A 4,669-nucleotide genomic window follows, 5' to 3' on the forward strand; every position below is an offset into this window, starting at 1 on the left:
CATCGAGGCTCCCTGTAGGCTCGTCGGCCAGGAGCCACTGGGGCTGGTGAATGAGGGCGCGGGCCAGGGCAACCCGCTGGCGCTGGCCGCCGGAGAGTTGCTCCGGCCAGGCGTGGCGCTTGTGGGCCATATCGAGCTGTTGCAGCAAGCGGTCAATCTTTGTCTCATCCTGTGGCAGGCCGTTGATGGCGAGCGGCAGACAGAGGTTCTCCTCCACGTTCAGGGTCGGCAGCAGGTTGAAATCCTGATAGACGATGCCAAAATGCCGACCGCGCTGGCGGGCCCTATCATCCGGGGACTGGTTGTCGAGCCGGGTCTCCCCCAGCCAGATCTCCCCCTCATCCGGGGGGATGAGTCCGGCGATCAGGTTGAGCAGGGTGGACTTGCCACAGCCACTCTGCCCCAGTAGCAGGGTGATTTCGCCTGCGGCCAGGGTGAGATCCAGATGATGGAACAGCGGCAGGCGTTCGCTGCCGTTATCGAAGCTCTTGCAGAGGTTGCGCAGGGTCAGCATGGGATAACCGCTTGATGGTCAATGGCTTTCATCATGCTATCTAGGCTATCACGCTTGAGAATGATCAACACGCCTCGCAACGGTTCAAGAGAGCCAGTTAGTGATCAAGCCTGCAAAAGAGGTGAGGATCCTCGCTGGATCCCGCTTGCCAGAGGTGGTTAGAATAGGAGCTTCCATGGGTCACAGGATGAGCAAGGATGTTACACAAGCAAGTCAGTTTTATCATCGATAGCAAGGGCAACAAGCAGGCTGCCGTCGTCCCCATCGAGATTTATAACGAGCTGATGACCCTGCAAAAGGCGCTCTCCGACAACACGCCGGGGGAGCGCGAGCTGTACCACTTCAACGGCAAGGGGGCCGAGGCTCACGGTTATCCGGTGGGCAAGCGGCAACATCCCGGCTTCATGGTGCTGGCGGGCTCCACCGCCAATGGCGAGGATGCCGCCTCCCTGCGTGACGCCGTGATCGAACTGCGTCAGGAGCTGCTGGGCAAGGGGATCCTTACCTTGCGCAGCGAAGGGGGCCTGGTGTTCACCGCCGATCAGCTGTTCAACAGCCCGAGTCTGGCCGCCAGTCTGGTGGCGGGCAACAACCGCAGCGGTCTGGATGCCTGGCAAAACAGCGCGGGTTACACGCTCAAGCAGTCGGGCTTTGGCAAGAAGTAATTTCCCGGCCAGCCAGCTGCACCGACGTGGCGCGTCCTTGCTGCGGGCGTGGACAGCACAACGGACATGAAAACGCCGCCCTCTTTGGCGCTCAAAGAGGGCGGCGTTGTGTTGTCAGGCGTTTATTTCTTGTCGGCCAGCAGCCAGTAGCTGATGGCCGAACCAAACCCGCAGCTGGCGATGGCGATGGCCATGGGCAGCGGCGATTCGGGCGGATTGAGGTTGACCAGAATACCCACCAGGGCACCTATGCCAAAGCGCAATGTACCAGCCAGTGCCGAGGCCGTGCCCGCCGACTGGGGGAAGTGGCCCATCAGGCCCGTCATGGCGTTAGCCCCCACCAGACTGATGTGACCGACAAACAGCACCACAGGGATGACGATGCCCCACAGGCCCCCGGTCTGGCTCCAGGCGTTGTAGATAAGCAGGGCACCGGCAACGGGCAGTACCAGCAGGCCGTATTGCAGCATGCGCTCGGCGCCGACTCCTTTCACCAGTCGGCTGTTGACGAAGGTGACCACCATCATCAGCAGTATGTTGAGGCCAAACAGCCAGCCGTAGTGCTCGGTCGGCACCTGGAAATACTCGATGTAGACGTAGGGTGAGGCGCTGATAAAGGCAAACATGCCGGCGCTCGACAGGGCGCCGCACAGCACATAGCCCATGGCACCGCGATGGGAGATCACACCCCAGTAGTTGCGCAGCACCTGCCCCAGCCTGAGCGGTTGCCTGTGTTCGGGCTTCAGGGTCTCTTGAATTTTCCACTGCATCACCACGCAGATGAGCAGGCTGATGCCCATCAGCAGCCAGAAGATCACCCGCCAGTCGCTATGGGCGCTGATGTAACCACCTATCACGGGGGCTATCAGGGGGGCCAGCGTCATCGTCAGGATGACGAACGACATGGCGCGGGAGAACGCCTCCTTCTCGAACAGGTCGCGCAGCAGGGCATTGACCACCACGGAATCCGCCGCGCCGCCCGCCGCTTGCAACATGCGCCAGGCCAGCAATTCGGGCAGGGAGTCCGCCATGGCGCAACCCACAGAGGCGATGGCAAACATCACCAGACCCACCAGGATCACCGGTTTGCGGCCATAGCTGTCGGCGAGCGGCCCGTAGAACAGCTGGCCAATGGCGAAGCCACCGAGGAAGGCACTGATGGTGAGCTGGGCGCCGTCGATGCTGGTGGCGAGATCCTTGGCGATGGCCGGAATAGCGGGCAGATACATGTCCACTGCCAGCGGCGTCAGACCCGCCAGCGCACCGAGCAGGATAAACAGAAAACGGGGAGAGAGGGGCGTTGTATTGCTCTGGGGCATAGGCTGTCCGGTGGTGAAACGTGGCTGCAATGGGCAAAGTGCGAGTTTATCAGGTTTGGTCGCGCCCGGCATGGCGTTCCTGCTCTCTCAAAAGGGGGAGGGTGGTGCCCTGCTCCCCGCTCTGTTAGCGCGAACTTCCTTTGTCAGCACGAGTAGCCAGAGCAGCCATGCCAGCAGCGAGATGCCGTAACCGAGTCGCTCCGGCCAGCGTGCGCTCAGGGTAAAGGTGAGCTGATGCTGCCCAGCAGGCACCCAGACCTGCACCAGCCCGTTGTGGGTACTGCTCACACTCAGCGGCATGCGCTGGTTGAGCATCGCCTCCCAGCCGGGATAGTCAAACTGGTGCAGGATCAGCTTGGCGGGGACGGGGGCATCCACGGTGAGTTCGATATGGCGTGGCCGCCAGCTCAGGATCTGCCACGAGACCCCCTTCTGCTCGGTGGTGATGGGGGGTTGAAACTCCTCTCTCCAGGCCAGCAGGGTGGGGGCAAACATGCCGCGCGGCACCTGCTGCGGCCGGTATTCGCGCGCACTGCGTTTGCTGTCGAACTCGGCATCGAGCAGGCTCTTTGACGGCGCCTGGGTGAGGGGCGACTCGCGCACATAGATCCCCTGTGACAACAGGGTGAGGGCAAGCAGGGCCCACCAGAGCCATTGCAACGGGCGATAAGCGGGGGCGCCCAGCGCCACCACGGCCACGGTGGCGATGGCCAGCAGCAGATTGAACCGCCAGGGAAACTGGACCAGCTGCAGCGGTACGAGCAGACGCCACAGGGGTTCGCTCAGGGGGAGCATCATCAGGAAACACAGGGTGCCGAACACGCCCCAGATCAGCAGCTCGGGGTGGCGTGGTTCACGGGCGGCAGCCCAGGCAACCAGCAGCAGGGCCAGAGTAAGGCAGGTCTGCCAGGCCAGATGGCCGCGAAAGCGCCAGTCCTCCTGACTCTCGGGCAAACGGTCGAGAAAGTTGCGCTGAAATTCGAACATGCCGGTGCGCATCTGCTCCATGGAGATCCCCCCCTGATCCAGCAGTGCAGGCAGCAGCAGCAGGCTGGCCATCGCCAGCCCCCAGAGCTGGCCGATCAGGGTGCCAGCCAGCGGGGCGCGCATTTTGCCGCGCCAGGCCAGCAGCAGACTGCGCACGGTGAGCAACCCCAGAATGAGCAGCAGGCTCGGCAGGTGGGAGAGGGCCTGCATGGCGACTGCCAGCGCGAGCAGCAGCAGGGCAAAGGGCGCGCGTCGGCAGAGGCGATCCTGGGCCAGCAGGGCCAGCGGTGCCCAGACGAAGGCCCAGCTTTCGGCCAGGGCAAAACGGGCATAGATATCGATCGCCAGATGATAGGGCAGTGCCATATAGAGCAGGCTGGCCGCCAGTGCCCTTGGCATGCTGGCAAAGGGGCGTAGCCAGAGATAGGCAAACAGGCCGGATAGCCAGAGTGCCACGCTGCTGCTCCAGAGCAGGGGTGTCATTGCCTCGTGGGCCAGTGGCGTCGGACCGGCGAAGAGGGCGCTCACATAGTAGGGAAGAGGGGGATAGAAGAAAAAGACCGGGCTGCCAAAGGCGCCATTCATCTCCATCAGCCAGCGCGGATAGAGCTCCCCTTGCCACAGCTGCACCGCGAAGAAGTGGCCAGAAAGCAGGTGATGGAACAGGTCATGGCCCTGGCTACCCCCGCGCAGCCAGAAGGGCAGCAACAAGAGGGCGCAGGTCCCGGTCAGCCAGAACACAACCCACCACCACTCTCTGGTTATACGCATAATGAGACTCGTTTGTTATGGATGCGCAGTGAGTGTAACCGAGTTGTTCCCCTGTCTTTGAATTGTTTGGGTGAGTTTTGCACCATTTCTATGTTGTTTGTTATTTGCGCCATTGCCTGTCACAGGCGAAGGGATGGCGAGCCAGAGGCCGGGCTCGGCGGCAAAGCGCGGGGCAAACCAGTGCTGATCCACCGCAGTGGGCATCTCGCTCGCGGCTATGGGGCGGCGACTGAGGCGACAGGCCCCTTGCTTGAGTGCAAGACGCGCATCCCCCTGGTACCAGCCATCGGTGACGGCCAAGGCCGTGGTCTCCCGCAGTAGTCGCACTCCCCACTGGGTCACCAGTGCCGGACAGGTTTTTTCTGCCAGCATGGCCGCCTGTGCCATGGCGGGCGGACGGGGCAGGGTGAAGG

The 4,669-nt window shown here is 62.6% G+C and carries 4 protein-coding genes and 1 pseudogene; 1 reads left to right on the forward strand and 4 read right to left on the reverse strand.

The window, feature by feature from the left end; all coding sequences use genetic code 11:
- A partial coding sequence (locus AAC083_RS14030) for an ABC transporter ATP-binding protein (RefSeq protein ID WP_108536925.1) occupies window positions 1-514 on the reverse strand: 514 nt, incomplete at its 3' end.
- Window positions 515-711: 197 nt separating this feature from the next.
- Between AAC083_RS14030 and AAC083_RS14035 the strand changes: the two genes are divergently transcribed.
- The gene (locus AAC083_RS14035) at window positions 712-1,179 is read left to right on the forward strand and encodes a DUF4357 domain-containing protein (RefSeq protein ID WP_042035635.1); all 468 of its coding nucleotides are present in this window, start codon (window positions 712-714) and stop codon (window positions 1,177-1,179) included.
- A gap of 122 nt (window positions 1,180-1,301) precedes the next feature.
- On the opposite strand, the gene AAC083_RS14040 is transcribed toward AAC083_RS14035, so the two are convergent.
- From AAC083_RS14040 to AAC083_RS23130, 3 genes and pseudogenes are all read right to left on the reverse strand, one after another.
- Window positions 1,302-2,498, reverse strand: a complete 1,197-nt coding sequence (locus AAC083_RS14040) for a Bcr/CflA family multidrug efflux MFS transporter (RefSeq protein WP_108536926.1) — start codon at window positions 2,496-2,498, stop codon at window positions 1,302-1,304.
- Between the two features lie 87 nt (window positions 2,499-2,585).
- Window positions 2,586-4,256: a hypothetical protein gene (locus tag AAC083_RS14045; protein WP_108536927.1), complete on the reverse strand. Its 1,671-nt coding sequence runs from the start codon at window positions 4,254-4,256 to the stop codon at window positions 2,586-2,588.
- 15 nt (window positions 4,257-4,271) lie between these two features.
- Window positions 4,272-4,669, reverse strand: a pseudogene (locus tag AAC083_RS23130) (hypothetical protein); the annotation flags it as partial.

Origin of the sequence: Aeromonas sp. HMWF014, from assembly GCF_963878295.1 — a bacterium.
Lineage (GTDB): Bacteria > Pseudomonadota > Gammaproteobacteria > Enterobacterales > Aeromonadaceae > Aeromonas > Aeromonas popoffii.